The sequence below is a fragment of the Pyxidicoccus fallax genome (assembly GCF_012933655.1).
GTDB lineage: Bacteria > Myxococcota > Myxococcia > Myxococcales > Myxococcaceae > Myxococcus > Myxococcus fallax.
The window spans coordinates 1-25,234 of the sequence record NZ_JABBJJ010000030.1; the positions used below are offsets into that span (position 1 = coordinate 1).

Consider the following 25,234-nt stretch of genomic DNA (forward strand, 5'->3'; position numbering starts at 1 on the left):
GGGAGCGGGTGATGAGCGGCGCGTACCGCCAGTATTTCGACACCCAGTACAAGAACCGCCTGCACGGGAAGGGCTGACGTCATGCGGTTTCTCGTCACCGGCTCCAACGGACTCGTCGGCAGCCGCGCCTGCCTGCTGCTCCAGCAGCGCGGACATGAAGTGGTGGGCTTCGGCCGGGGCACGCGCCGCACGGGTGGCGACTACCGCTACGTGGGCGTGGACCTGACGCGCGAGGCGGACGTGGCCGCCGCCATCGAGGCCGCCGCGCCCGAGGTCATCCTGCACTGCGCCTCCGTGACGGAGGTGGACGTCTGCGAGAAGGACCCCGAGGCCGCCTTCGCCGGCAACGTCACGGCGGCAGCGGCCGTGGCGCGCGGGGCTCGCAAGGCCGGGGCGCACCTGGTGCACGTGTCCACCGACTACGTCTTCGACGGCGACGCCGGCCCGTACGACGAGGCGGCGCTGCCCAACCCGCGCGGCGTCTACGCGGTGACGAAGCACATGGGCGAGCAGGCCGCGCGCACCTTCGCGCCCGGGTGTGCCATTGCCCGCACGGCGGTGGTGTACGGCTGGCCTCCGGTGGACGGGCGCCTCAACTTCGGCGCGTGGCTGGTGACGTCGATGGAGAAGGGCCAGCCGGTGAAGCTCTTCGAGGACCAGGTGGTGTCGCCCAGCTTCGCGGACAACGTGGCCGCCATGCTGGTGGAGCTGGGCGAGCGGCGCCTGGGCGGCGTGTGGAACACGTGCGGCGGGGAAGTGATGGACCGGGTGACGTTCGGCCGCGCGCTGTGCGAGGTGTTCGGCTTCGACCCGAAGCTCATCATCCCCACGAAGATGGCGGAGCTGAAGCTGGCCAGCCCCCGGCCGCTCAAGAGCGGTCTGCGCACGGACAAGGCTCGCGCCGAGCTTTCGGCTCAGCCCCTGGGGCTGACCGAGTCGCTCGCGCGCTTCCACGCGACGTGGCTGGCGGCTCGGGGCTCCTGACGTTCGAGAATGGCGCGGGCGCGCCGTGTCAGGCCCGGCCGGCCATCTTCGCGGCCCACCAGCGCAGGCCCACGAAGAGGAAGCGCCAGTCCTTGAGGAACTCGGGCGGCTTGCGCTCGAAGGCGTGGCCCGCGAACTGGAAGCTCCAGCCCACCGTGAAGAGGGTGGCCGGCACCTTCCACAGCCTCGGAACGAAGACCGAGGCGGCCGCGAGCGGCACCGAGGCGGCAATCATCGGAATGCCGAGGGTGTGACAGAAGCGATTGACGGAGTGGGTGTGACTTTTCGAGTACTCCGAAATCCAGTCGTCCCACGTACGGTTCCCGAGCATGACCGTCAGGTATGCACTGCCGGTCGAGGCAAGCAGGCGCCGGCGGGATGCCTGCCTGCTCCACTCGCGGACGGGCGCCGACGAGGACTACGCTGACGCGGGTGACGGACCGACTGCCCGACCTTCTCCCAGCGGACACACTCGCGGCGGTGGACGCCCTGCTCCTGGAGCGACGGACGATTGCCGCCATGAGGCTCCTGAAGGAGCGCATGGGGTGGGGACTGCCCGAGGCGCTCGAGCAAGTCACCTACCGCACCGAGACGCTCAAGGCGCTCCACCCCGCGTTCCGTGAAGCGGAGGAGGCGCGGGAGTGGAGGGAGTCCACGCCCGAGGGCTGGCGCGCCCAGGCTCGCGAGCAGCTGGACGCGCTGGACCGCGCGCCCGTCGCGCTGGAGGCGCACTGGGATGGCGATACGACGGGCTGGTTTCTCGTGGTCGACGCCATCCTTCCCGGGGCCTCGCCGGAGCATCCGCGCTACACCCGCGTCCGCGTGGCCTGGATGCGAGGGAAGGATGGTGACTTCCGCCTCTTCACCGGCGCCGTCCCGCCCTGGCCCGAGAGTCAGGTGGCCCGTGAGATAGGCCGCATGGCGCGCGAGCGCTGGGGGATTCCCTTCCACTTTCCCTCGCCCGACGAGCCGAGCGACACCACCACGCCCTGGTGGGACCTGGAGCCCGGGCCCGGAGCATCCTGAGCCCCGGGCCGTCAGCGCCGTCTCGTCGGCCGGATCCGGCTGAGGGCGTGCGCGGCGTTGGCCAGCCCCACCAGCAGGAGGACGGGGACCATCAGCACGAGGGCGACCCAGCTCAGCGTGCACAGCACGCCGAAGATCATGCCCGGAGTGCCGCTCTCCAACTCCTTGGAGAACACTCCCAGGAACTGGATGCCTCCGACGATGTGCAGCACCAGGAAGACCGTGACCATCACCAGCGCGGTTTTCAGCATCAGCTTCGTGAAGTTCATCGGCGTACCTCCCGCGTGCGTACCCATGGCCCGGAGCCCTGCGCACCCAGAAGCACAAGGCGACCCGCGATATCCGGACCTCCCGTACCAACACGGGATGAAGGTGGGGACCCCACACGGCGGCTCAATCCGGGCTCGGGGTGCACGCGAGCGTCGGACCGCGGACTCCCGCTGGGCTCACGCGCTGGAGCGAGGTGCCTCCGGGGGCCGATGACGCGAGCGCCTCCACGCCCGGGCAAGCGGCCGACGCGAGCCGCTACATGCCCAGGCGGCGTGCGAGCTCCGCGGGCACGGGGTAGACGCGCTCGGGAGGGCACAGCCTGGCCGCCTGGTCCGCGCGGCCTTCGTCGAGGAGCTTGCGAATCTTCGCCACCTTCGGACTGAGGTCCTCGATGGAGACGGTCCACCCCTCCACGTAGCGGGTGATGACCGCGCGTCCCAGGCCGACCTGGATGCTGTCGTGCGGCAGGCCGGCGCCGCGCAGGGAGCGCTCCGGGTCCCACTGCACGTGGACGGGCGCGGACTCGAAGGCCTCGCGCCACTGCTCGGGCGAGCCGTGGACGCGGGGCTCGAAGGCGGTGAGGACGGCGAGACCGAGCGCCTCGTGCCAGCCCTCGCGCCGGATGCGCACCGCGAGCGTCCGCTCCTGCCCGCTCTTGCGGCCCCAGTTGGAGCGGTGCATGAGCCACAGGAAGCTGGGTTTGATCCACGTCATCCGGCCCACGGAGAACGGCGGGCCGAAGCGCTGCTGCTTCACGGCCACGTCCGCGATGGCGTCCGAATACGCCTGGTAGATGACGATGGAGTCGCGGTCATGGTCAGCGCGGATTTCGCGGGCGGCGGACATGGCCGGGAGAGGATAGCGCCGAGCGCCTCCTGGCTGGCTGCCCTGGGGGCACTCGGGCAACGGCTCGGCGTGGGGGAGGAGCCCGGAGGTGTGGGGAATGCACATCGTTCCCCAGGTCACAACACCTCCGTGGAGGCGGAATGGTACTGCCCGGCAAGGGAATGAGTTGGATGGAGTTCTTCAAGGCCCTGAAGGCGGAGTGGACGCGTGACGACGTTGGGGATGTCGCGGGCGCGCTGACATTCCGGGCCATCCTGGCGCTCTTCCCCTTCCTGCTGTTCCTGGTGTCGCTGGCGGGTGTGCTCATCGACCCCGCCCAGGCGCAGGTGCTCATCCAGGAGCTGGGCAAGGTGGCGCCCCAGGAGGTGACGAAGATCCTGGGTGACCGCATCACCTCGCTGGCGCAGAGCAACCCGGTGGGGCTCTTGACGGTGGGCGGTGTGGGCGCGGTGTGGGCGGCGTCGGGCGGCATGGTGGCGCTGATGGACTCGCTGAACACCGTCTATGGAGTGGAGGAGAAGCGACCCTTCTGGAAGGTGCGCGGCATCGCGCTGCTGATGACGCTGGGCGGCGCGGTGGTGGCCATCGCCGCGGCGCTGGCGGTGGTCGTCACGCCGGCCATCGCCGACAAGCTCGGGCCCCTGGGCACGGTGCTCACCTGGCTGCGCCTGCCCATCGCCGGCGTGGTGATGATGTTCCTGTGGGCGGTGCTGTACTACGTGCTGCCGGACGTGAAGCAGAAGTTCCGGTTCATCACCCCGGGCTCCGTGGTGGGCGTGCTCATCTGGGTGGTGGCCTCGTGGGGCTTCTCCAAGTACGTGGCCAACTTCGGCAGCTACGACGTGAACTACGGCGCCATCGGCGGCGTCATCGTCATGCTGCTGTGGATGTGGATCTCCGCGCAGGTCATCCTGCTGGGCGCGGAGATCAACGCCATCCTCGAGCACCGCTCTCCCGACGGGAAGGCGCCCGGCCAGAAGCTCCCGGAGGAGGGCAAGGCCGTGACGGCCACCAAGGGCGAGCTGGAGGAGGCCGGCGCTCGGCTGCCCGGCTCCCGTGAGTTCCGCCCCGTGGTGGACCCGCGCACGGGCCAGGCCCCGGCGGGCAACGCCCGGCCTCCGAAGCTGGCTCAGACGCCGCTGGCGGCCGCCGCCCGGTGGGTCGCGGGCCTGGGCCTGGGCCTGTTCCTCGTGCGCCGCAACACCGCCCGATAACAGGACGCCGCCTCGCGATTTCTTGAAGGGCTCCAAGGGCCCCGGTCTCCCGCGCACCCGAGCGCGAGAGGGCCGGGGCCTCGTCGTATCCGACAGGCGGGGTGCTCCCTGACCCCAACGAGAGCCACAGATGGCGGCCCCTTGCGGTGTCCCCCGTCGCGGTGACACCCTGCGCGCACTGTCAGAGACGCAACGTTTCATCCGTTGCCGGGCCGGCTCCTCCCAGACACGCCTCGATGGAAGGCACTGCCCGACGGGTGCGGCCGCTCTCGTCTTGTTGATTTGGAGTATCGATGTCCCCGCGAACCTCCTGGCTTCTTCGCTGCGCGCTGGCGCTGCTCACCGCGCAGTGGGTGAGCGCCTGTGGCAAGTCCGACCCCGACCCCCATCCGAATCCGCAGCCTGGAAAGGACACCACCGCGCCCGTGACGCGGGCCACGCCCGCCGGAGGCAACTTCACCCGCGCCGTACCGGTGGCGCTGGCGTGTGACGACGCAGGCGGCAGCGGCTGCGAGGCCACCTACTACACGCTGGATGGCTCCACCCCCACCACCAGCTCCACGCGGTATCGCGAGCCCTTCACGCTGACCGCCGCCACCACGGTGCGCTTCTTCTCCGTGGACGCGGCCGGCAACTCGGAGGCGGCGAAATCCGAGGCCTATGCCTTCGCCAACGCCACGGATACGCAGCCTCCTACCACCACGGCCTCGCTGCCGGGCGGCGCCTACAACAGCCCGCGCAGCGTGACGCTGACGTGCGCGGACGGCGGTGGCAGCGGCTGCGCGGCCACGCACTACACGCTGGACGGGAGCGTGCCCACGCAGGCGTCGCCCCGCTATTCGGCGCCGCTGACCATCGCCGCCACCACGACGCTGCGCTTCTTCTCCGTGGACGTGGCGGGAAACCTGGAGGGCGCGCGCCAGGAGCGCTACGTGCTGGACACGGTGGCGCCCACGGTGTCCGCCTCGCCCGCTGGTGGCAACCATGGCCGCGCGGTGGAGGTCACCCTGACGTGTGACGACGGCAACGGCTCCGGCTGCGCCTCCATCCACTTCACCCTCGATGGCTCCATTCCCTCGGCGGCGTCGAGCACGTACAGCGCGCCGCTGCGGCTGGTGGCCAACACCCGGCTGCGCTTCCTGGCGGTGGACCGGGCAGGCAACGCGTCCGAGGAGCAGTCGCAGGTGTACACGCTGGACCGCACCGGCCCAGGCTCCACCGCGACGCCCAAGGGCGGTCTGTTCCGCATGCCCTTCACGGTGGCCCTGGCCTGCGACGACAGCAGCGGCTGTCCGGCCACGTACTTCACCCTCGACGGCGCCGTGCCGACGCGTGCCTCCGAGCGCTACGCCGGCCCCATCTCCATTCGCGGCAACACGACGCTGCGCTTCTTCTCCGTGGACTCGGCGGACAACGATGGCCCGGCGGTGACGGAGACCTACGTCGTCGACATGGAGGCGCCCACCGTGTCCGCCGACCCGCGCGGCGGGGCCTACGCCTCGCCTCGGGAGGTGCGGCTGACGTGCGCCGACGTGGGCTCCGGGTGCGCCGCCATCCACTACACGACGAACGGCGCCATGCCCGGTACGGGCTCCACCCGCTACACGGGCGCGCTGACCGTCTCCACCAACACGACGCTTCGCTTCATCTCCGTGGACGTGGCGGGCAACACCAGCGTGGTGGGCGAGGAGCGGTACACCTTCTCGTCGGACGTCACGCCGCCAGTGACGGTGGCCAGCCTCCCGAGCAACACCCCCTATAACGTTCCGGTGGAGGTGCGGCTGCTCTGCGCGGACACGGGAGGCACCGGGTGCAACGGGACGTTCTTCACGCTGGATGGCAGCGACCCGTCCACGTCCAGCACGCGCTACACCGGGCCCATCCCCCTCACCGCCAGCACCCGGCTGCGCTTCCGCTCGGTGGACTTCGCGGGCAACCTCGAGGCCATCAAGAGCGAGGATTACGTCATCGACACCGCGCCGCCCGTGACTCGCGCCGTGCCGCAAGGTGGCATCTTCACCGAGCCCGTCACGGTGCGGCTCGAGTGCACCGACTCGGACTCTGGCTGCATGGAGACGCGCTTCACCACCGACGGCTCCACGCCGGGCATGACCTCTCCGCTGTACGAGGGCCCCTTCGAGCTCACCCGGGACACCACCGTGCGCTTCTTCTCCGTGGACATGGCGGGCAACGCCGAGGCGGAGAAGGTGGAGCGGTATGACCTCCAGCTCTACGCCAACACCGCCTCCGAGCAGATTGCCTGGGTGCGCGAGCAGCCCGATAGCCAGATGGACATGCCCATCGACGGGGCCACCGTCACCTACGCCAAGGCCTTCGGGAGCAACCTCAACGACCCGGCCGGCTTCTTCATCCAGGCCGAGCGCCAGGGGCCCGCGCTCTTCGTGGAGGAGAACCCCTCCGTGCTCAACCTCCGGGCGGGAGACCTCGTGAATCTCATCGTCTCCGAGCGGCGCACGGTGAACGGGCAGGTGCGCGTGAGGATCGCGAGGACCAACGTCACACGCGGGGCGGGCATCCCGCTGGCGGAGCTGGAACAGAACGTGAGCGCCGTGGACGTGCATGCGCTCGTGAAGACCTACGAGTCCGAGTACATCTCGATCTCCGGCCGCGTGGGCGGCGACTTCTTTCCGGCGGGGGCTGGCTTCGTGCAGGCGCCGCTCGTGACGGCCGGTGTGCCCGAGGGCTCGCCCAGTGCCAACAACCTGCGGCTGCGGGTGGTGGACATGGTGCGGGATGAACTCGACCTGACCCAGGGCTGCACGGTGACGGTCTTCTCTCCGCTGTGGCGCTTCACCCAGTCGGGCCAGAACACCACCCAGCCGTCCGTGTGGGAGGAGAATCAGGTCAGCGCGTTGATGTGTCCCGGGCCGCGCGTGGCCAGCGCGCTGGCGCTGGAGCGGAACCTCGTTCGCATCCGGTTCGACCGCCGCATCTCCCCGGGCTCCGTCCAGACCAATGGTCGCCAGTTCTCCATTCCGGGACTGGTGGTGACGAGCGCTTCCGTCAATGGGAACGATGTGTTGCTCGTCACCGGGAACCAGACAGAGCGCCAGGAGTACACGGTGACGGTGGCGAACACCGTGCGTGACACGCGGGGGAGCGCGCTGGAACCGGCCGGAGCCTCCGCGACCTTCAAGGGCTACGTGCGGCCAGCCCGGCTGCGCCTGTCGGAAATCGCTCCCGCCGTCTCCAGCGGCCGCGACCTGGTGGAGCTCTCCGTCGTCGAGGGCGGCAGCGTGCTGGGAGCCACCCTGGTGGATGGAAACAACCCCAACGCTCCGCTGGCCACGCTTCCGGATGTCACGGTGCAAACGGGCGACACCATCGTCGTGCACCTCAACCCGGACCGCTTCAGCTCCGGTGTGGATGCCCCGCAGTCGGAGACCCAGAGCCGGACCGAGTACCCGCAGGCGATGTACAGCTCGAACTACGACACGGCCTGGGACTTCCAGGGCGAAGCCTCGGGCATCAGCGAGGGGAACCGGACGCTGCGCATCCGGGACACCTTCGGCGTCACCCAGGATGCCATCGCCGCCATCGTCATCCAGAGCGGCACCCCCTTCGCGGGTTACCCCGCGCAGCTCCAGGCCCTCCAGGCCGAGGGGCAGTGGTGGCCCCCGAACTGCGGCGGCGTCCCGTGCACGTACACGAGCTTCCCGTCGGCGTTGGACGTCTCCATCAACTGGACGCTGGCGTTCTCCACCCCCGGCAAGACGACCACCCTGAGCCGCGTCCTGGTGGACGACAGCGACCAGGCGACGGACTGGGACGTGAGGGCCTCCACGCTCGGCTGGCCCAACCCGTAGGCCTCGCGGGCCCGGCTGGAAAAGCGAATCGCCGCCTCGTGCCGGGAGTGCTTCCCCGGTCCGGGCGGCGATTCGTGCTTCGAGCGCCTGGGCTCACGGGACCGTGGAGTCCGGGACTCCGTCCTGCCGGGCATAGGTGCGCACGGTCTCGACTTCTCCAAGGAGGTTGAGCGACTCCGGGAAGACCTGCTCCGCGAGCCTCGCGAGTCGCAGCGCCTTTTCCAGGGACTCCTTCGTCCGCGTGTATGCCCAGAACCGGAGCAGCCCCGTCCAGGCCGCTTCCAGCGTCTTCAGCGCCGTCCGAGCTCCTTCCTCGAAGAGGGCCTCGGCTTCGGGCGAGTCCCTGTAGACGTCCAGGAAGTAGCCCAGCTCCACCACGGCGGGAGCGCTGCGCCGCGAAACGAGGACGGCTTGCTCCAGCAGCTTCCCCGCTTCGCCCAGGGACTGCTCGGTCTCCACGCCAGGCTCGTCGGCGCGGGGGAGGAGCCGTGCGAGGTCCAGAAGCGCCGGAGTCAACGCAGGACAGTCCCGAACCAGCTCGCGAAGAGACTGGAGCCGCGCGGGAGAGGGCTGTCGGGCATCGCCGGTCTCCCGAGCGGCCTGGAGCCGCGCCATCAGTTCCTCCGGACTCGGATGAGGTGCCATGGTGCCTCAGTAGGTCTCCATGAAGCGGATGATGAGGCCCGGCCCGCTGGAAAAGCGAATCGCCGCCTCGTGCCGGGAGTGCTTCCCCGGTCCGGGCGGCGATTCGTGCTTCGAGCGCCTGGGCGCTGTCCGCGGCTAGCGGCGGCGGGCCGCGATGTCGGCGTGCTTCTCCAGGAACTCGGAGTAGGGGCCGTTGAAGTCCAGCACCTCCTGGCCCTGCTGGAGCGACCAGATGCGCGTGGCCACCTCGGAGATGAGCTCCTGGTCGTGCGTGACGACGATGACGGTGCCCTCGTACTTCTGGAGCCCCTCGGCGAGCGCGGAGATGGACTCGAGGTCCAGGTGGTTCGTCGGCTCGTCCAGCACCAGGACGTTGTCCTGCATGATCATCAGCTTCGACAGGAGCAGGCGCACCGTCTCACCACCGGAGAGGGTGTCCGTGTTCTTCATGCGCTCCTCACCGGAGAAGAGCATCCGGCCCAGCACGCCGGAGATCTCCTCGTTGGTGAGCTTGTCGTGCAGGTCGCGCAGCCAGCCGAAGCAGGTGGTGCCCTTGCGGACGACGCCGTGGTGGTCCTGCGGCAGGTAGCCCACCGAGGCCTGATGACCCCAGCCAATCTTCCCGGCATCCGGCTCGAGCTGGCCGGCAATCATGCGCACCAGCGTGGACTTGCCCACGCCGTTGCGGCCGATGACGCAGACCTTCTCGCCCTTGCACACCAGGGCGTTGAACGGCTTGATGACCTGCTGGCCGTCGAAGGACTTCTGGATGCCTTCGACCATCAGCGTCTGCTTGCCGCTGACGACCTTCTGGTCGAAGCGGATGAACGGACGCGCGATGTTGGAGCGCTTCAGGTCGTCCGACTTGAGCTTCTCAATCTGCTTGATGCGGCTCTGCACCTGCGAGGCGCGGGTACCGGCGCTGAAGCGGGCGACGAAGTCCTGCAGCTGGGCGATCTTCTTCTTCTTCTCGGCCGTCTCGGACTCGACGCGGCTGCGCAACTGGGCCTTCTGGCGCACCATGTCGTCGTAACCACCGGTGTACTGGATGATGGTCTCGTAGTCGATGTCGGCGATGTGCGTGCAGATGGAGTTGAGGAAGTGCCGGTCGTGGCTGATGGTGATGAGCACGCCCTCGAACGCGTGGAGGAAGTTCTCCAGCCAGCGGATGGAGTCGATGTCGAGGTTGTTCGTGGGCTCGTCGAGCAGCAGCCCCTCGGGCTTGCCGAACAGGGCCTGCGCGAGCAGCACGCGCAGCTTCAGGCCGCCGGTGAGCTGGCGCATGGGGCCCTCATGGAAGGACTCCTCGATGCCCAGACCCGCCAGCAGCGTGGCCGCGTCGCTCTCCGCGGAGTAGCCGTCCTCCTCGGCGATGACGCCTTCCAGCTCGCCCAGGCGGTTGCCGTCCTCCTCGGTGATGTCCGCCTTGGCCAGCAGGGCGTTCTTCTCCGACATGGCGGCCCACAGGTGCTTGTTGCCCATGAGCACCACGTCGAGGACGCGGTCGTTCTCGTAGCGGAAGTGGTCCTGGCGGAGGATGCCCAGCTTGCGAGGCCGGACGATGCTGCCCATGTCCGCTTCCTCGTCTCCGGCGAGGATCTTCATGAACGTGGACTTCCCGGCCCCGTTGGGCCCGGTCAGGCCGTAGCGGCGGCCCGGCGAGAAGGTGACGTTGACCTCCTCGAACAGCTTCTTGGGCCCGTAGGCCTTGGAGACGTTGATGACGTTGAACATGGCGGCGGCGTTGTAGCGGAAATGGCGCGGTGGGCCAAAGAAGCAAGGTGATTCGTGTCCCCGGGCCCGTTCGCGGTGACCCGATGTAACCACCGGGCGGGGGCGGAAAATGCCGCTCCCCGGATGGGCGGAGCGTCCTCATCCAGATGCCCCGGGTGTCGCCGCGTCGCGGGGGGCGCGCATGTCCTACCCCTGGCCGCCCGCCCGGGGGGCGGGGAGGGGATGCCCCGGCGGAGGGCTCCCAGGGCCATGTAAGGGCATGGCGGGCGGGGGAGCAGGCGTAGGCAGATGGTTGCGGTGTCCACCGGGTGTGGCGGGTATAAGGGCCGTTCAATGGCCGTCCGCTTCGAGCTGCTCACCACCGACCCCACTGGCGCCCGCGCGGGCATCCTGCACACCCGCCGCGGCTCGTTTCCCACCCCGATGTTCATGCCGGTGGCCACCCACGCCGCCTTCCGGCACCTCGGCACCGAGGAGGTGCAGGAGACGGGCGCCAGCATCCTGCTGGCCAACACGTACCACCTGATGCTTCGCCCCGGCGCGGAGGTGTTCAAGCGCTTCGGGGGCATCCACCCGTTCATGCAATGGGACGGGGGCATCCTCACCGACTCGGGCGGGTTTCAAATCTTCTCCCTGCCGGAGGACCGGCTCATCACGGAGAAGGGCGCGCACTTCCGCAGCTTCCACGACAACAGCCGGCAGCTGTTGAGCCCCGAGTCGAGCATCGCCATGCAGCAGGCGATCAACTCCGACATCATGATGGTGCTGGACGTGTGCATCGACTCGCGCACGGACGAGGCGGGCACGCGCGAGGCCATGGAGCGCACCCACCGCTGGGCGGTGCGCAGCCTGGAGGCGAAGACGAAGCACGACACGGGGCAGGCGCTCTTCGGCATCGTCCAGGGCGGCGTGTACCCGAACCTGCGCGACGAGAGCTCGGCCTTCCTGACGAAGCTGCCCTTCGACGGGTTCGCCATCGGCGGGCTGGCGGTGGGCGAGTCGAAGGCGGAGCGCGAGACGATGACGGCCCGCGCCACCGCCTCGCTGCCGACGGACAAGCCGCGCTACCTCATGGGCGTGGGCACGCCCACGGACCTCATCGAGGCGGTGCTGCGCGGCGTGGATATGTTCGACTGCATCATCCCCACGAAGATGGCGCAGCAGGGCTACGCGTACACGTTCGGCGGGCTGGTGCGCATCAGCCGCACGGCCTACCGGCTGGACGACACGCCGCTGGATGCGGAGTGCGACTGCTACGTGTGCAAGCGCTACACGCGCGGGTACCTGCAGCACCTGGTGCGCGGCCGGCACCACCTGGGCTCGCGGATGCTGTCGGTGCACAACGTGCGGCACTACCAGAAGCTGATGGGCCGCATCCGCGCGGGCATCCTGAGCGGCACGTATGACCAGGTGGCCCGCGAGCTGAAGGCGGCCATCGCCACGCCGAAGGACCTGAAGGAAGAGGCGCTGGCGCGCGAGGTGACGCTGAAGGAGGTCGGGTGAGCACCGGGCCCGCGCCCGTTCCGGAGGCGAATCCGCGAGACGGGGACTTCGAGGTCGTCACGCTGCGCAATGGCGCGCGCGCCGTGCGGCACCTGGGGCACGGCGAGGTGATGCACCCGTCCGTGGGCCCGTGGCAGGAGGCGCTGCGGCTCTACGTGGAGCAGCCGCGCCTGGCCGAGCGCCTGCGCCAGCCGGGTCCGCCGCTGGTCATCCACGACGTGGGCCTGGGGGCCGCCACCAACGCGGTGGCCGCGCTGACGTGCGCCCGCGAGCTGGGGGCCGAGCAGAAGCGCGTGCTGGAGGTGGTGAGCTTCGAGGTGGACCTGGCGCCGCTGCGGCTGGCGCTGGCGGACGCGGCGGGCTTCCCGTTCCTCCAGCCGTTCCGCGAGGCGGCCGAGACGCTGATGCGCGACGGGGTGTGGGAAGGGGAGGGCGTGCGCTGGCGGCTGCTGCTCGGGGACGCGGTGCCGCACCTGGACGGGGCGCTGCCGGTGGCGGACCTCGTGTACTTCGACCCGTTTTCTCCCGCGTCCAACCCGGACATGTGGACGGAGGCGGTGCTGGCGCGGGTGCGCCGGCACTGCCGCGAGGACGGGGAGGGCACGCTGCTGCTGACGTACAGCGCGGCCACGCCCACGCGGGTGACGCTGCTGCTGGCCGGCTTCTACGTGGGGGCCGGCGTGTCCACGGGAACGAAGGGCGAGACGACGGTGGGCGCCACGCGGCGTGAGTCGCTGGATTTGCCCCTGGGCGCGCGGTGGCTGGAGCGGTGGAAGCGCTCGTCGTCGCGGGCGCCGCATGGCGCGCAGCTCACGCCCGAGGTCGAGGCGCGCGTGCTGGCGCATCCGCAGTGGCGGTGATGGGGGACCCGTCGGGTCTACCGGATGCACTGCTACCTGGCACGCAGCCTCTCCGACGTTGAGCTGGAGGCCTGGTTGCGGCGGCGCTTCCCCGAGGAGCGCTTCCGCATCAATGGCGACCCGGCGCCAGGCGAGGTCTGGGTCGAATCGCGCCCGCAGCAGGAGGGGGATTTTCCGTGGTTCGTGGAGGTGTACCGCGGCCCCACGCCCTTCAAGGTGAGGATGGAGCAGGCAGCGGCGCTGGCGGCGGACCACCAGTGTGCCGCGCTGGTGCCGGACGAACGTCCAGCACCTTTCTCGTACGTGCTGCTGACTCCAACGGGAGAGCGACTCTGGGTCGACGTGGACAGCCATGCTCTCGATGAGCGCGAGGCCCTCGTCATCGCGGGACCGGCGCGGCATCCCGAAGGACGGTTCTCCAGCTTTACAGCGCTCGAGCCCGCGGTGCTGACGCACGCACTGTCCAAGCTACTGGAGGCTGACGAATCGCGGATTCGCGTGGAGGCGTGGGTCGGGCCGGAGGCGCTGCCGCCGACGCCGTTCGACGCGTGGCATCCCATCGTGGATGGCGTGCACTACCGCTTCACGTACTCGGTCAGCGTCCGCCGGGAGCGTCGACCGTGGCGCGCTCTCGCCGATGACGCGGCCTGGTGCGAGCACTTCGTCTCACGGTTGGCGGCCATGCTGGGCCAGCCGCTCTGCGCCCATGCCGAGTACTTCGAGCAGGTCGCCAACATCCCCGGAGGAAGCGATTCCGAGCGCAGGTGCATCTGGGTGGATGGGGTGTCACGACGCGAAGTCGTCACCAAACGACGACGCGTATCCTGGTGAGGCCGCCCGGGGATATAGTCCGAGGGCTTACGGGGGGGGCGTCCGATGGTGAGTCTGTGGTTCATGTTGACCTTGTTCTCTGGCGTCACCCCTATCGGCGGCGCGCTGGCCGGGGCACATCTGGCGGGAGGCGGCAGCGCTCGGACTCTGCTGGGCGTGCTCCTGGGACTCGGGCTGGGAAGCCTGTCCATGTTGGCAGTCTGGTTCGTGGATGCGCGTGTCCTCCGGAAGGTTGGCGTGGAGAACATCTCCGAGAGCACGCTTCGCCTCCTCTATCTCGGAGTCGCGGTGTGGGTCGTGGGTCCTGCTCCGTTCCTCAGCACACTGGTCGCGAAAGGCATCATTCGCGCCGTCATGGGTGAAGTCTCATGAGGGAAGACACGCGAGAAATGAAGCTCGTGATGGAGGTGCCGATGTCGGCCGGTGATGCCGCGGCACGGCTGGCATCCGCCCTGGCACCCAGTTCGTTGTTCGACCCGTTCGCGCGCTCGCGCGGGGACACCCAGTACCTGGGACGGGTCCGCGGCCGGCGCTTTGGCTATCGCTTCGCCCACCCGCTCCGCCTCAGCCGGAACCTTCATGCGGTCGTGCGCGGGCGCCTGGAGGACGTGCCGGGTGGGGGCACCCGGGTCGAAGCCTGGTGCGCGCCCCTCATTCCCACATGGCTCATGCTGAGTTTCGCGGGGATGTTGTCGTGCGTGTTCCTGCTCCTCGCCATCAGGCGCGGAGCACCTGCCTTGTGGCTCTTCGTGGCGCTGCCCTGGGCCGTGGCGGCACTCTTGAGCTGGATGAACAGTCGCGTGTTGCGGGAGGAAGGGCCACCGGGTCTCGCCTTCCTGAGAGCGGTACTCCGCTGAGACTGATGTCAGCGCCGCATGTGACGGTGTGGTTGTCTACCGCCTGGACAACCCCAGTCAGGCGCCCACAGAGATAGTCATAGTTCACTCGCTTTTCTGTTCTCGCTGGTGCTGATATCCGATTAAGTTGGGCACGTGTTGCCGGAAGGGCGCGCCGCGCGCCGGTGACGCTGAGAAGCGGCTCCAACCCAAGAGGATATCCATGTTTTCAAGAAGTCTCGTGCTTGCGGCGGGATGCATTGCACTGGCGTTCGGATGCGCCGGGCAGCCCGATGAGACGCAGGAGATCGTCGGCAACCTGGTCAAGGCCGGGTTTCCGGCCAATGACATCATGGTCGTCGACGGGAAGGTCTACGTCGGGCGGGACGCCGAGGTCTCACTGGCCGCGTCGCGCGAGATGCTTGGGACTGGCGACACCCCCCATGAGCAATACCGCACCACCAACCTCATCAGCACGTCACTGACGAAGATCTGCATCAACGGCTCGACGTTCACCGGCGCGTTCAGCACGGCGCTCGACCTGGCCATCCAGAACTACGACGAGCTGCCGCTCACCTTCGCCATGGCGCGCACGCCGAGCACCGACTGCAGCTTCACCATCAACGCGGTCATCCAGCCGGGCGTGGTGGGAGGCTCGGCGGGGTTCCCGTCGGGCGGACTGCCGTACCACACCATCAACATCGGCGGCGGGCTCTCCTCCTACAGCGTCGACGTCATCGAGCACGTCATCACTCACGAGATTGGCCACACCATCGGCTTCCGCCACACGGACTACTACAACCGCAGCATCAGCTGCGGCAGCGGCGGCAACGAGGGTGACGCGGGCGTCGGAGCCATTCACATCCCGGGCACCCCGACCACGGCGACCGTTGGCGGCTCGCTCATGAACTCCTGCTTCCGCTCGGTCGAGACGGGCGAGTTCGCCGCCAGCGACATCTCCGCGTTGAGGACGCTGTACCTGGCCCCGCAGAGCACCTGGGCCCAGGTGCACGGGGCCCACGATATGCGCCACGTGACGGCGGGCGACCTGGATGGCAACGGGGTCGAGGACCTCATCGTCGACTTCGTCGGCTCGGGGCTGTGGGTTCGCTACAACAACACCTCGACCTGGACCCTGGTGCACGGGGCCCACGACATGCGCCACGTGACGGTGGGCGACCTGGACGGCAACGGGGTCGAGGACCTCATCGTCGACTTCGTCGGCTCAGGGCTGTGGGTTCGTTACAACAACACCTCGACCTGGACCCTGGTGCATGGGGCCTACGACATGCGCCATGTGACGGCGGGCGACCTGGATGGCAACGGGGTCGAGGACCTCATTGTCGACTTCGTCGGCTCGGGGCTGTGGGTTCGCTACAACAACGCCTCGGACTGGACCCTGGTGCACGGGGCCCACGACATGCGCCACGTGACGGTGGGTGACCTGGACGGCAACGGGGTTGAAGACCTCATCGTCGACTTCGTCGGCTCGGGGCTGTGGGTTCGCTACAACAACACCTCGACCTGGACCCTGGTGCACGGAGCCCACGACATGCGCCACGTGACGGTGGGTGACCTGGACGGCAACGGGGTTGAAGACCTCATCGTCGACTTCGTCGGCTCGGGGCTGTGGGTCCGCTACAACAACACCTCGACCTGGACCCTGGTGCATGGGGCCTACGACATGCGCCACGTGACGGTGGGTGACCTGGACGGCAACGGGATTGAAGACCTCATCGTCGACTTCGTCGGCTCGGGCCTGGAGGTTCGCTACAACAACGCCTCGACCTGGACCGAGGTGCACCGGGCCTACGACATGCGCCACGTGACGGCGGGCGACCTGGACGGCAACGGCGATGACGACCTCATCGTCGACTTCGTCAGCTGGGGCCTGGGAGTGCTCTACTGAGCACCGAATCCGCGGTGGCGGTGATGGCGCTTCAGTGCCGCCGCGCCAGCTCCGCCACCGCGTCCGCCAGGACATCCGCCTCCTGGCGCGTGTTGTAGAACATGAACGACGCACGCACGGCGATGTCCGTCCCCAGTGCCTCCAGCATGGGCTTCGCGTCCAGCGAGCCCGAGGTGCGGCACCGCCTGCGCTCCATCCACCAGCACGGGGATGCCCCGCGCGTGTGCCATCCGCGTGATCTCCTTCACCGGGTAGATGGTCCCCGTGACGTTCGACACGTGCGACACCGCGACGATGCGCGTGCGCTCCGTGAGGAGCTTCTCGAACGAGCCTGGCTCCAGGGCGCCTGACTTCGTGATGGGCACCACCCGCAGCGTCGCGCCGCTGTCCTCGCACGCCAGCTGCCAGGGGATGATGTTGGAGGCGTGCTCGGCGCAGGTGATGAGCCGCGCGACCTTCGCCCGGACCTCCTCGAACACCTCCGTCGCGTGCTGGCTGAGTGAGTGGCCTTCCTCCACCTTGGCGTACTCCCCGGCGTACAGCCGGCTCAGCTGGTCGATCATCACCCGCGGCTTCTGGCTCGTCGCCGCGCTGTCCAGGTAGACGAGCGGCCTGCCTTTCATCATCCGCTGGAGCATGGGGAAGTCACCCCGGATGCGCTCCGGGTCCAGGCTTGACAGCTCGCGCTCACGGGAGGTGACACATCGCTGGCTCCTGGGAACTCCAGGCAGGCTGGGCACGCCTCGCGATGGCGCCACCTGTCCCTGCATCCAGGGGCCGCACGGCAGCCTGCCCGGCGCGAGCCAGTCGCTGGTGACGGCACGCTGGGAAACGGCCGGGCAGACGGTCGTCGGACTCGGGTCCCGCTTGGCATGACGCCGGAAGGCCGCACTCTACAAGGGGCCACCGCGCACGGCCCATGGAGAGACACGCATGGCCGCAATCGTGTTCATCATCGTCGGCTGGGTCGTGGGCCTGGTTGCCCGGGCCATCCTCCCGGGCACGAGGCACATGGGGCTCGTCTCCATGCTCCTCATCGGCATGGTCGGTGGCATCGTCGGAGGCATGTTCGCGGGGACCTTCAACACGGGCACGTCCCTGTTCGTCGTGCGGCCCGGCAACCTCGTGGGCTCCGCCATCGGGGCGCTCGCGGCGGTCCTCATCGTGCACGTCCTCAACCGGAGCCGCGCTCACGCCTGACGCGGGCGCAGACACCCGGCCCCTTCTGGAGTATTCGGGAGGGGATGAGCGACGCCCTTCACCTGGAGGATTGGGGCGGCACCGGACCGGTGCTGCATCTGGCCCACGCCAACGGCTTCCCGCCGGGCAGCTATCGCAAGCTCATCGACCGGCTCAAGCCGCGCTACCGCGTCTTCACGCTCCACGGCCGCGTGCTCGTGCCGGGCTCGGACCCGAAGTCACTGCGAAGCTGGCATGACCTGGCCGACGAGCTGCTCCACGCCCTGCGCTCGCGGGGGCTGAAGGGCATCGTCGGGGTGGGGCACAGCGTGGGCGGCGTGGCCACGCTGCTTGCCTCCGTGAAGGCGCCGGAGCTCTTCCGGGCCGTCGTCGCGTTGGACCCGGTGCTCGTCACCGGCAAGCGCCTGATGCTCCTCCGCGCCACGTCGCTGCTCGGGATGCGCGGCCGGATTCCCCTGGCCCAGGGCGCCCGGCGCCGCCGTGACGCCTGGGGCTCGCGCGAGGAGGCCGCCGTCAGCTACCAGAAGAAGCCCCTCTTCCAGCGCTTCGACCCCGACTCCTTCCAGGACTACCTCACCCACGGGCTCGTGGACGCTCCCGGGGGCGGCGTGCGGCTCACCATCCCCGCGGCCTGGGAGGCGCGCGTCTTCGAGACGATTCCCATCGACGTGTGGCCCCGGCTGCGCGCGGTGCCGGTGCCCTCGCTCGTGGTGCGCGGAGAGAGCACCGCCACGCTCACCCCGGAGGGCCTGGAGCGCGTGCGGCGCACCGTGCCCGGCGTGCGCACCGATGAACTCCCCGGCACCCACCTGTTCCCGCTGGAGCACCCGGAGGCGTGCGCCCGGCGCATCCTCGCGTTCCTCGACTCGCCGGGCACCGAGAAGGGTCGCGCGGCGGCGCGCTGAGTTACAGGCTGCTGCCCCGCGACGCGTCGTCCGACGAGAAGCTGAACTCCGCCCGGCGGTTGCGGTTCTGCGCCTCTTCCGAATGGGAGTCATCCAGCGGGCGCTCCTCGCCGAAGGACAGGGTGCGGATGCGCGAGGCATCCACGCCCAGGCGCCGCAGGTAGTCGCGCACCACGGCCGCGCGCCGCTGCCCCAGCGCGAGGTTGTACTCCGTGGTGCCCAGCTCGCACGTGTGGCCTGACACCGTCACCCGCGTGCCCGGGCGCTGCCGCAGGCCGTCCGCGAGCTGCTCCAGCGTCTGCCGGAACTCCGGGCGCAGCGTGGCCGAGTCGAGTTCGAAGTACACGGGGTCCAGCGACAACGGGATGAGGGCCGCCTGCCCGTCGCGGTCCGCGTCCTCCGCGGCCCGCTCGGTCCTCGCGGTCGAGGTGGCCGGCGTCGAGGTGGCCGCCGACGCGTCCGTGACGGTGGGAGTCTTGGGGCGGGCCGCACAGCCCATGAGGCCGAGCCCGAGGAGGAGGGGAAGGAGGGTCTTGTGCATGGCCTCTCCCATCTCAAGCCTCGTGCCGCGGACTCTTCCCTCGGAGGTGCTGCCGCGTGGCGCGCGCGCCGTTGCGGAACGCGCGGCTCAGCGTGGCGGATTGCCTTCGGAGCGCTCGCGCCGGTGGATGGTGGAGACATCAATGCCGAGCAGCTCCGCCGCGCGCGTCTTGTTGCCTCCACAGCGGGCGACCGCCCAGGCGATGTACTCACTCTCCAGCTGCCGCAGGGGGATGATGTCCCGCTGCGCGGCGGCCAGCGGATGCGCCTCGGCGCCATCGGCAGAGGCGTACAGCCGGAGCTGGCGCGGGTCCACCGACTCCTCCGCGCCGAGCACCACCAGGCGCTTCACCAGGTTCTCCAGCTCGCGCACGTTGCCCGGCCAGGGCATGGCGCACATCGCCGCCACCGTCTCCGGAGCGAAATGCCGCACCGGCGAGCGGGGATTCTGGGCCCGCGCCTGCGCGAGGAAGTGCTCGATGAGCGCGGGAATGTCCTCGCGGCGCTCGCGCAGCGGCGGCACCCGCAGCGTGACGACGTTGAGGCGGTAGAAGAGGTCCGCGCGGAAGCGCCCCTCCTTCACCCGGGCCTCCAGGTCCTGGTGCGTCGCGGCCACCACGCGCACGTCCACCGTGCGCGAGCCATCCGCGCCCACCGCGCGCACCTCCCCGTCCTCCAGCACGCGCAGCAGCCGCGCCTGCAGCTCGGGCGCCATGTCGCCAATCTCGTCCAGGAACAGCGTGCCGCCATCCGCTTCCACGAAGAGGCCCCGGCGCGCCGTGGTGGCTCCCGTGAAGGCGCCCTTCACGTGGCCGAAGAGCTCGCTCTCCAGCAGCGCATGAGGCAGGGCGGTGCAGTTGACGGCGACGAAGGGCCCCGCGCTGCGCGTGCCGGTGAAGTGCAGCGCCCGGGCGACCAGCTCCTTGCCGCTGCCGCTCTCTCCACGCACCAGCACTGGCGCGCTGGACACCGCCACCCGCTCCACCAGCGCGTAGAGGCCGCGCATCAACGCGCTGCCGCCCACCATCGCGCCCAGGCTGCTCCGGTCCGCCGCCTGTTGCTTGAGGGCGCGGTGCTCGGCGCGCAACCGCCGCTCCTCCAGCGCGCGCGCCACGAAGAGCAGCACCTCGTCCAGCCGGAAGGGCTTGGTGAAGTAATGCCAGGCGCCGCGCCGCATGGCCTCCACCGCGCTCTCCACGCCGCCGAACGCCGTCATCATCAGCACCGGCAGCTCGGGGTCCAGCTTGCGCGCGGCCTCCAGCACGTCGAAGCCGTCCACGTCCTGCATGCGCAAGTCGCAGACCACCGCGTCGTAGACGCGCGCCCGCAGCTGGGCGATGGCCTCCGCCCCCCCGGAGGCCAGGTCCACGCGGTAGCCGGCGTCCGTCAGCGGTTCCTTCAGCATCTGCCCCATCTCGATGTGGTCATCGACGACGAGGACCCTGGCCCTAGATGGCATGTCGTTCCTCCGTGAGGGGCGCGGCGGCAGGCCACAGCACCGTGAAGCGGGTGCCCCGCTCCGGCGCGCTGTCCAGCTCGATGCGGCCCCCGTGGTTCCGGACGATGTGGGCCACCATGGCGAGGCCGAGCCCGGTGCCCTGGCCCCGCTTCTTCGTGGTGAAGAAGGGGTCGAAAATCTGGTGCAGGTGCTTCGGGGCGATGCCACAGCCGTCGTCCTCGACGGTCATCCGCACCAGGCCCCACGCGCCCGGGGTGTCACCGCCGGCCAGGTCCACCCCCAGCCGGACATGGCCTCCCCGCGCGCACGCGTCGTAGGCATTGAGCACGAGGTTGACGAGGACCTGCTGTAGCTGGTCCGGGTCCGCGGCCACCGGAGGGAGCCGGGGCGCGACGTCTACCTGGAGGCGCACGTGCCGCCGCTCCGCCTCCACGGACAGCAGCTCCCGCACGCCGTGCACGAGCGGCGCGAGCGCCACCGCGCGGGCCTCGGCCGGTTGGAAGCGCGAGAAGTCCAGGAGCTGCCGGAGCGTCCGGCTCACGCGGTCTATCTGCTCGATGATGGAGTCCAGGCCCGGCCCCTGGGGGTGCTCCGGCCCCAGTTTGCCCCGCACGTACTCCGCGCGCCCCCGGATGATGCCGAGCGGCGTGCCGATTTCGTGGGCGATGCCCGCGGCCAGCACCCCCACCGTGGCCAGCTTCTCCGCGCGCAGCAGCTGGCCCTCCAGGGCGCGCACGTCGCTGAGGTCCTCCACCACGAGCAGCGTGCACACGTCCGCCGCGCCCGGCTCCAGGGGCACCGCGTGCACGTTGTACTGGCCCTCCTCCTCGAAGAGGCGGAGCGGCTCGCCATGCAGGCTGCGCACGTGGCGTTCCCAGCGGGCGGCGGTGACCAGCTCCTCCAGCCGCTGGAGGACGGGCTCGCTGGCGTGCGGGAAGGCCGCCGCGAGCGTCCCGCCCACCGCGTCCGGAGGCATGCGGGCAGCCAGCGCGCGGTTGGCGGCGGTGATGCGCCCCTGCTCCGACAGGGCGAGGACGCCGGTGGGGATGTTGTCGAGAATCTTCTGCGTCTTGTCGTGCAGGTGCGCGAGGCGCTCCGCGTGACGCCGGCTCTCCCGCAGGGCGACGGCCCGGCTGCGCGCCAGCACCACGTACACGCCGAAGGCGATGAGGAAGACGGCGATGAGCAGCGCCGCCAGCGACAGGCGCAGCACCAGGCCGCGCTCGTGCGAGCGCAGCACGCGTGTGGAGGCGAGCGTCGCCACGGGCCAGTGGGCGCCATTCTTGAAGCGCACCGGGCTGAACGTGGCCACCACCTCCGCGTCTCCCAGCCCCAGCCGCGCGGCCTCCTCCCGCTCGATGAGCAGCGAGCCCGCCTCGCCCAGCCGCATGCGCCGCGCCAGCGCGTCCAGGCCCGGCGTGAGGTGGGCGTCCGTGCCCAGTCGGGCATAGGGAGACAGCAGCGACGGCGCGCTCAGCGCCGTGGGCGTGCCGTGCGCTCCCAGCGAGAACAGGTGCGTGTCCGTGTCCGAGGCGAGCAGCTTCAGGGGCGCGAAGAGCGGCTCGGTGTCCACCAGGACGACGATGGCGCCCCCTCCGTCCGGCGCGTCCTCGGGCAGGGCGGTGGCGAAGGCCCTCAGCCAGCCCGAGGTGGCCCGGGGCAGGGGCGGGGACGAGGCGATGTGACCGGGCGGATTGCGCAGCGCCTGCACCACCGTGGGCGCCAGGTCTTCCGGCGCGAACTGGCTCACCATGGAGGCCGCCGTGCGCCGGTCCAGCAGCCGGAGGCGCTCATGGCCGTCCGGCCCGAAGACGAGAATGGCCTTGTACTGCCCCACGGCCTCCAGCAGGGCCCGCAGCTCGCGCCGGTGCTCCTCCCGGGTGCCGGGCTGGGACAGCAGCTCCCCCGCGAAGCGCAGGTCATCCCCCGTGTCCTCCAGCGCGTCCGACACGCCTCGAACACCCTCCTGCAGCTGCGTCCACCGCTCCCGGGCGAACTGGTCCACCAGCGCCCGCCGGTCCCTCTGGATGAAATGCACGACGCCCAGGACGGTGCCGGCGAGCACCCCGAGCAACAGCAACGCTGGCAGCACCGAAGAGCGCATGGGTGACACCTGACAACGCTCCGCCAGGGTTCCGGCCCCTGGGCCCGCCCGGGCTCCAGGCGACCGGGAGACCGTCCCCGCGAGAGCGGCGACCCGATGAAGCAACCCGTGTGCCCCCGGTTTCCGGCCCGAGACACCCCGGGGATGGCCGGCGGAAGCGCGGCAAAGCGCCAGGGTCCCGTTGCATCCCGCCATGCCCGCCCGGGCGAGGCGTGGGGCGGCGACGACTCGCGCACGGTTTCGGTTTCGCCGCCGTGCGCGTCCTGCAATATCGCGCCATGCGGAAGGTGCACCGTCGATGATGAGCTTGCGAGGGCAGTGGGTGGCGAGTGCCACCGTCCTGGGCGGCCTGGTGTTGTTGGCGGCGGCGGCGCTCGCCAACATCACCACCGACATGGAGCGCAGCAGCAATCGGCTGTGGCAGGCGAGCGAGAGTGTGCGGGCGGCGGAGGAGCTGGAGGTCGCGCTGCTGCTGCACAGCCGAGATCGCCGTCTGCTGGACCTCACGGGCGAGGAGGTGCACGCGAGCGCGCTACGGAACCGCGAGGCCCAGCTCCAGCGCTGGCTGGGGGAGGCCCGCCTGCACCTGAGCGGCGAGGATGAGGCGGCGCTGCTGGCCCAGCTCGAATCGGAGGTCACCGCCTACTTGAAGGCCATGCGCCAGGAGATGGAGCGCCAGCCACCGACGCCCCTCGAGAAGAGCAAGGCCTCCATCGAGCGAAGCGTGGGACTCGCGGAGCGACTGGTGGACCTGAACGTCACGGATGCGCGGACGGCGCTGGAGGAGGTCCAACGGCTGAATCGCGCGGCCGACGTGTTCGGCCTGCTCTCGGTGGGACTGCTCCTGGCGGGAGCGGCGGGCGTCCTGTGGGGATTCCAGCGGCGGGTGTACCTGCCGCTCCAGGACATCGGCCATGCCCTGGCGAGCTTCCAGCTCGGCGGCACCCACCCGCCCCTGCCCCAGCGGGGCACGGCGGAGCTGCGCGACCTCGTGGGCCACTTCAACGACATGGCGGCTCGACTGGCACGGCAGCGGGAGACGCAGCTCGCCTTCCTCGCCGCGGTGGCGCACGACCTGCGCAACCCGCTCACGGCGCTGAGGCTGGCCGTCTCCAGCTCCCGCCGGGAGCCGAGCCCCCGGGCCATGGAGGTGGTCCGGCGCCAGGTGGACCGGCTGGAGCGGATGGTGGAGGACCTGCTGGACACGGCGCGGGTGGAGGCCGGGCAGTTGGAGCTGCGCATGGACGAGCACGACCTCGCGGAGCTGGTGCGCGAGTCGGTGGAGCTGCACCGTCCCGTCTCCCAGCAGCACACCCTGGAGACGCACCTGCCCGACGCCCCTGTCTATCTGGCCTGTGACGCGACCCGCATCACCCAGGTGCTCAACAACCTGATTGGCAATGCCATCAAGTACTCCCCCGAGGGCGGCGTCGTGAAGGTGGCGCTGGAGCGCGAGCGCGACGGCCTCGGCGTGTCCGTCACGGACTCCGGCATCGGCATCCCGGAGTCGGAGCTGCGGAGCATCTTCGAGCCCTTCCGGCGCAGCACGCGGACCCGCGGCGTCATCGCGGGCGTGGGGCTGGGGCTCTCCGTGGCCCGCCGCATCATCGAGGCCCACGGCGGGCGGCTGGAGGTGACGAGCCGCGAGGGCCACGGCTCCACCTTCCGCGTGTGGCTCAGGGCCTCTCCGCCCGAGCGTTGAGCCGCTGGGACACCTCGCGGACCTTTCCCTGGATGAGGCGGAGGTTCGTGGGGCCCATGCGCAGCAGGTGCTTCTGCGCGGCGGTGAGACCCTCGTGGGCGGGGTCCGCGTAGACGTACATCGCGCCCTTCGCGACGACCTCCACGTCGCCGTCGAGGACGGGCACGGCCAGCACCTGCTCGAAGGCGCGCTGGAGCGTCGCGTCGAAGGTGGAGCCCGGCGGAGCGCTCTCCCGGTGGAGGCGCTCGGCGAGGCCGCGCACCTCCTGGTACGTGGACACGAGCACGTCCGCGTTCAGCGAGCCCACCCCGCGGCCGATGGCGTCGTAGCGGGCGTAGCTCTTCCGGTCGATGAACTCCTTGCCGGCCTTCTTGCGTGCCTGGAAGCCGCCGCTCGGGGCGAGGAAGCCCACCACGGCGCGGGGGCTGTCCCCCGAGGCCACGTTGGCGACGACGGCGACGAAGCGGCGCAGCAGGTCCTGCTCACGGAGCCAGGCGGCGAACTCGGGCGCGGTGGATGCGCCGGCGAGACGCTCTCGCAGCAGCGCGTCCGTCTCCGCGGTGGGCGGCAGGGGCGGCTCAGGGGGTTGCGCGGGCGTCTGGGGCGCGGCGGCCACGGCCGGCGGCGCGGAGGCGGGCGGGGACGAGGGCCCGCGGAAGGCGAGCCACACTCCGACGCCCACGAGCACCACACCGAGCACCACCAGTCCCACGACCCAGCGCGGGCGCTGGGGCTTCAACTGCACTGCTTCGTCGTTCATGAGTCAGTCCCTCCGAGGACGGACCCATGGATTGCAGTCCTGGTGCCAGCGACGCGCCGGGGCTCGCGCGCGGCGGCTT

General features: G+C 70.2%; 23 protein-coding genes. 13 read left to right on the top strand and 10 right to left on the bottom strand.

All coding sequences use genetic code 11. The annotated features are described in order from the left end of the window. Positions 1-81 precede the first annotated feature (81 nt). A complete protein-coding gene (locus HG543_RS09065) occupies positions 82-984 on the top strand; it encodes an SDR family oxidoreductase (protein WP_169344301.1) in 903 nt (300 codons plus the stop codon). A 28-nt stretch (positions 985-1,012) separates the two neighbouring features. Here the strand turns inward: HG543_RS09065 and HG543_RS09070 are convergent, their stop codons facing one another. After that, positions 1,013-1,315, bottom strand: a complete 303-nt coding sequence (locus tag HG543_RS09070) for an Mpo1-like protein (protein ID WP_169344302.1) — start codon at positions 1,313-1,315, stop codon at positions 1,013-1,015. Between the two features lie 188 nt (positions 1,316-1,503). On the opposite strand from HG543_RS09070, the gene HG543_RS09075 reads away from it, so the two are divergent. Next, the gene (locus HG543_RS09075; RefSeq protein ID WP_246356865.1) at positions 1,504-2,010 is read left to right on the top strand and encodes a hypothetical protein; all 507 of its coding nucleotides are present in this window, start codon (positions 1,504-1,506) and stop codon (positions 2,008-2,010) included. 11 nt (positions 2,011-2,021) lie between these two features. Here HG543_RS09075 and HG543_RS09080 read toward each other — a convergent pair whose 3' ends face one another. Both HG543_RS09080 and HG543_RS09085 read right to left on the bottom strand, forming a co-directional pair. Next, positions 2,022-2,279, bottom strand: a complete 258-nt coding sequence (locus tag HG543_RS09080; protein WP_169344304.1) for a hypothetical protein — start codon at positions 2,277-2,279, stop codon at positions 2,022-2,024. A gap of 256 nt (positions 2,280-2,535) precedes the next feature. Further along, positions 2,536-3,126, bottom strand: a complete 591-nt coding sequence (locus HG543_RS09085) for a DUF4291 domain-containing protein (protein ID WP_169344305.1) — start codon at positions 3,124-3,126, stop codon at positions 2,536-2,538. A gap of 140 nt (positions 3,127-3,266) precedes the next feature. Here HG543_RS09085 and HG543_RS09090 point away from each other — a divergent pair, with 140 nt between their 5' ends. Next, complete coding sequence (locus HG543_RS09090; RefSeq protein ID WP_169344306.1) at positions 3,267-4,340, top strand: YihY/virulence factor BrkB family protein; 1,074 nt, start codon at positions 3,267-3,269, stop codon at positions 4,338-4,340. Between the two features lie 293 nt (positions 4,341-4,633). Further along, positions 4,634-8,167, top strand: a complete 3,534-nt coding sequence (locus HG543_RS09095; RefSeq protein WP_169344307.1) for a chitobiase/beta-hexosaminidase C-terminal domain-containing protein — start codon at positions 4,634-4,636, stop codon at positions 8,165-8,167. A gap of 93 nt (positions 8,168-8,260) precedes the next feature. On the opposite strand, the gene HG543_RS09100 is transcribed toward HG543_RS09095, so the two are convergent. After that, positions 8,261-8,812 carry a hypothetical protein gene (locus HG543_RS09100; protein ID WP_169344308.1) on the bottom strand — a complete coding sequence of 184 codons (552 nt, stop codon included), beginning with the start codon at positions 8,810-8,812 and terminating at the stop codon, positions 8,261-8,263. Positions 8,813-8,947: 135 nt separating this feature from the next. Further along, positions 8,948-10,546: an ABC-F family ATP-binding cassette domain-containing protein gene (locus tag HG543_RS09105; protein WP_169344309.1), complete on the bottom strand. Its 1,599-nt coding sequence runs from the start codon at positions 10,544-10,546 to the stop codon at positions 8,948-8,950. 333 nt (positions 10,547-10,879) lie between these two features. Between HG543_RS09105 and tgt the strand changes: the two genes are divergently transcribed. The 6 genes from tgt to HG543_RS56240 all read left to right on the top strand — a co-directional run bounded on the left by tgt (position 10,880) and on the right by HG543_RS56240 (position 16,485). Beyond that, the gene (gene tgt / locus HG543_RS09110; protein WP_169344310.1) at positions 10,880-12,049 is read left to right on the top strand and encodes a tRNA guanosine(34) transglycosylase Tgt; all 1,170 of its coding nucleotides are present in this window, start codon (positions 10,880-10,882) and stop codon (positions 12,047-12,049) included. After that, positions 12,046-12,909, top strand: coding sequence for an MnmC family methyltransferase (locus tag HG543_RS09115; protein WP_169344311.1), 864 nt, complete (start codon positions 12,046-12,048; stop codon positions 12,907-12,909). The genes tgt and HG543_RS09115 overlap by 4 nt, the downstream gene beginning before the upstream one ends. Before the next feature lie 24 nt (positions 12,910-12,933). Then, positions 12,934-13,740, top strand: coding sequence for a hypothetical protein (locus tag HG543_RS09120; RefSeq protein ID WP_169344312.1), 807 nt, complete (start codon positions 12,934-12,936; stop codon positions 13,738-13,740). Positions 13,741-13,803: 63 nt separating this feature from the next. Continuing rightward, positions 13,804-14,112, top strand: coding sequence for a hypothetical protein (locus HG543_RS09125; RefSeq protein ID WP_169344313.1), 309 nt, complete (start codon positions 13,804-13,806; stop codon positions 14,110-14,112). A 17-nt stretch (positions 14,113-14,129) separates the two neighbouring features. Then, positions 14,130-14,597, top strand: a complete 468-nt coding sequence (locus HG543_RS09130) for a hypothetical protein (RefSeq protein ID WP_169344314.1) — start codon at positions 14,130-14,132, stop codon at positions 14,595-14,597. 202 nt (positions 14,598-14,799) lie between these two features. Then, on the top strand, positions 14,800-16,485 hold the full coding sequence (locus tag HG543_RS56240) for a M57 family metalloprotease (protein ID WP_281404378.1): 1,686 nt from the start codon (positions 14,800-14,802) through the stop codon (positions 16,483-16,485). On the opposite strand, the gene HG543_RS09140 is transcribed toward HG543_RS56240, so the two are convergent. Next, complete coding sequence (locus HG543_RS09140) at positions 16,479-17,243, bottom strand: aminotransferase class V-fold PLP-dependent enzyme (RefSeq protein WP_169344315.1); 765 nt, start codon at positions 17,241-17,243, stop codon at positions 16,479-16,481. The two genes, HG543_RS56240 and HG543_RS09140, sit on opposite strands and share 7 nt — an antisense overlap. A 175-nt stretch (positions 17,244-17,418) precedes the next feature. Here HG543_RS09140 and HG543_RS09145 point away from each other — a divergent pair, with 175 nt between their 5' ends. Together HG543_RS09145 and HG543_RS09150 are read left to right on the top strand one after the other, a co-directional pair. Continuing rightward, the gene (locus HG543_RS09145; protein WP_169344316.1) at positions 17,419-17,685 is read left to right on the top strand and encodes a GlsB/YeaQ/YmgE family stress response membrane protein; all 267 of its coding nucleotides are present in this window, start codon (positions 17,419-17,421) and stop codon (positions 17,683-17,685) included. A 44-nt stretch (positions 17,686-17,729) separates the two neighbouring features. Then, positions 17,730-18,590: an alpha/beta fold hydrolase gene (locus tag HG543_RS09150; protein WP_169344317.1), complete on the top strand. Its 861-nt coding sequence runs from the start codon at positions 17,730-17,732 to the stop codon at positions 18,588-18,590. 1 nt (position 18,591) lies between these two features. Here the strand turns inward: HG543_RS09150 and HG543_RS09155 are convergent, their stop codons facing one another. The 3 genes from HG543_RS09155 to HG543_RS09165 all read right to left on the bottom strand — a co-directional run bounded on the left by HG543_RS09155 (position 18,592) and on the right by HG543_RS09165 (position 22,693). Continuing rightward, a complete protein-coding gene (locus HG543_RS09155) occupies positions 18,592-19,131 on the bottom strand; it encodes an OmpA family protein (RefSeq protein ID WP_169344318.1) in 540 nt (179 codons plus the stop codon). Positions 19,132-19,218: 87 nt separating this feature from the next. Further along, a complete protein-coding gene (locus tag HG543_RS09160; protein WP_169344319.1) occupies positions 19,219-20,589 on the bottom strand; it encodes a sigma-54-dependent transcriptional regulator in 1,371 nt (456 codons plus the stop codon). After that, on the bottom strand, positions 20,579-22,693 hold the full coding sequence (locus HG543_RS09165) for a two-component system sensor histidine kinase NtrB (protein WP_169344320.1): 2,115 nt from the start codon (positions 22,691-22,693) through the stop codon (positions 20,579-20,581). Before HG543_RS09165 ends, HG543_RS09160 begins: the two co-directional genes overlap by 11 nt. A gap of 298 nt (positions 22,694-22,991) precedes the next feature. Between HG543_RS09165 and HG543_RS09170 the strand changes: the two genes are divergently transcribed. Next, positions 22,992-24,395, top strand: a complete 1,404-nt coding sequence (locus HG543_RS09170) for a sensor histidine kinase (protein WP_169344321.1) — start codon at positions 22,992-22,994, stop codon at positions 24,393-24,395. Here the strand turns inward: HG543_RS09170 and HG543_RS09175 are convergent. Further along, positions 24,370-25,155 carry a DUF3014 domain-containing protein gene (locus HG543_RS09175; protein ID WP_169344322.1) on the bottom strand — a complete coding sequence of 262 codons (786 nt, stop codon included), beginning with the start codon at positions 25,153-25,155 and terminating at the stop codon, positions 24,370-24,372. The two genes, HG543_RS09170 and HG543_RS09175, sit on opposite strands and share 26 nt — an antisense overlap. Between the last annotated feature and the right edge of the window lie 79 nt (positions 25,156-25,234).

What these genes read in the sequence shown, in the direction of transcription:
- HG543_RS09105 (WP_169344309.1), bottom strand. Translation starts at nt 10,546, where the DNA reads ATGTTCAACGTCATCAACGTCTCCAAGGCCTACGGGCCCAAGAAGCTG.
- HG543_RS09070 (WP_169344302.1), bottom strand. Translation starts at nt 1,315, where the DNA reads ATGCTCGGGAACCGTACGTGGGACGACTGGATTTCGGAGTACTCGAAA.
- HG543_RS09080 (WP_169344304.1), bottom strand. Translation starts at nt 2,279, where the DNA reads ATGAACTTCACGAAGCTGATGCTGAAAACCGCGCTGGTGATGGTCACG.
- HG543_RS09090 (WP_169344306.1), top strand. Translation starts at nt 3,267, where the DNA reads ATGGTACTGCCCGGCAAGGGAATGAGTTGGATGGAGTTCTTCAAGGCC.
- HG543_RS09130 (WP_169344314.1), top strand. Translation starts at nt 14,130, where the DNA reads ATGAAGCTCGTGATGGAGGTGCCGATGTCGGCCGGTGATGCCGCGGCA.
- HG543_RS09125 (WP_169344313.1), top strand. Translation starts at nt 13,804, where the DNA reads ATGTTGACCTTGTTCTCTGGCGTCACCCCTATCGGCGGCGCGCTGGCC.
- HG543_RS09120 (WP_169344312.1), top strand. Translation starts at nt 12,934, where the DNA reads ATGCACTGCTACCTGGCACGCAGCCTCTCCGACGTTGAGCTGGAGGCC.
- HG543_RS09160 (WP_169344319.1), bottom strand. Translation starts at nt 20,589, where the DNA reads ATGCCATCTAGGGCCAGGGTCCTCGTCGTCGATGACCACATCGAGATG.
- HG543_RS09095 (WP_169344307.1), top strand. Translation starts at nt 4,634, where the DNA reads ATGTCCCCGCGAACCTCCTGGCTTCTTCGCTGCGCGCTGGCGCTGCTC.
- HG543_RS09085 (WP_169344305.1), bottom strand. Translation starts at nt 3,126, where the DNA reads ATGTCCGCCGCCCGCGAAATCCGCGCTGACCATGACCGCGACTCCATC.
- HG543_RS09170 (WP_169344321.1), top strand. Translation starts at nt 22,992, where the DNA reads ATGATGAGCTTGCGAGGGCAGTGGGTGGCGAGTGCCACCGTCCTGGGC.
- HG543_RS09155 (WP_169344318.1), bottom strand. Translation starts at nt 19,131, where the DNA reads ATGCACAAGACCCTCCTTCCCCTCCTCCTCGGGCTCGGCCTCATGGGC.
- HG543_RS09100 (WP_169344308.1), bottom strand. Translation starts at nt 8,812, where the DNA reads ATGGCACCTCATCCGAGTCCGGAGGAACTGATGGCGCGGCTCCAGGCC.
- HG543_RS09065 (WP_169344301.1), top strand. Translation starts at nt 82, where the DNA reads ATGCGGTTTCTCGTCACCGGCTCCAACGGACTCGTCGGCAGCCGCGCC.
- HG543_RS09145 (WP_169344316.1), top strand. Translation starts at nt 17,419, where the DNA reads ATGGCCGCAATCGTGTTCATCATCGTCGGCTGGGTCGTGGGCCTGGTT.
- HG543_RS56240 (WP_281404378.1), top strand. Translation starts at nt 14,800, where the DNA reads ATGTTTTCAAGAAGTCTCGTGCTTGCGGCGGGATGCATTGCACTGGCG.
- tgt (WP_169344310.1), top strand. Translation starts at nt 10,880, where the DNA reads ATGGCCGTCCGCTTCGAGCTGCTCACCACCGACCCCACTGGCGCCCGC.
- HG543_RS09175 (WP_169344322.1), bottom strand. Translation starts at nt 25,155, where the DNA reads ATGAACGACGAAGCAGTGCAGTTGAAGCCCCAGCGCCCGCGCTGGGTC.
- HG543_RS09165 (WP_169344320.1), bottom strand. Translation starts at nt 22,693, where the DNA reads ATGCGCTCTTCGGTGCTGCCAGCGTTGCTGTTGCTCGGGGTGCTCGCC.
- HG543_RS09150 (WP_169344317.1), top strand. Translation starts at nt 17,730, where the DNA reads ATGAGCGACGCCCTTCACCTGGAGGATTGGGGCGGCACCGGACCGGTG.
- HG543_RS09075 (WP_246356865.1), top strand. Translation starts at nt 1,504, where the DNA reads ATGAGGCTCCTGAAGGAGCGCATGGGGTGGGGACTGCCCGAGGCGCTC.